The 234-nt window shown below is 29.1% G+C and carries 2 pseudogenes; both read left to right on the top strand.

Annotation, left to right across the window (positions count from 1 at the left end):
• Nucleotides 1–152 (top strand): annotated as a pseudogene (locus ELQ05_RS08215) (1-acyl-sn-glycerol-3-phosphate acyltransferase); the annotation flags it as partial.
• Nucleotides 146–234, top strand: a pseudogene (locus ELQ05_RS08220) (fluoride efflux transporter CrcB); the annotation flags it as partial. The pseudogenes ELQ05_RS08215 and ELQ05_RS08220, both read left to right, overlap by 7 nt.

Raw genomic sequence — 234 nt, forward strand, 5'->3', positions numbered from 1 at the left:
AAATTTTAGACACAAAAAGTTTTAGTGCAAGCAGCGGAGTTCTTAAAATCATTTGTATGGATTTAGTAGATATAAATGATGACAAATGGATTGAAAAGACCAGAAAAAAAATGCAAGAATTACTCGATCAAGAAAGAGCTAAGCTTTGCTAAATACCCTTTTAGTTGTTTGTTTTGGGGGATTTATAGGAGCAATGTTAAGAATGCTTTCTATTAATTTAGTGAATAAATTTTT

The sequence above is a fragment of the Campylobacter sp. US53 genome (genome assembly GCF_004378995.1).
Classification (GTDB): Bacteria; Campylobacterota; Campylobacteria; order Campylobacterales; family Campylobacteraceae; genus Campylobacter_D; species Campylobacter_D jejuni.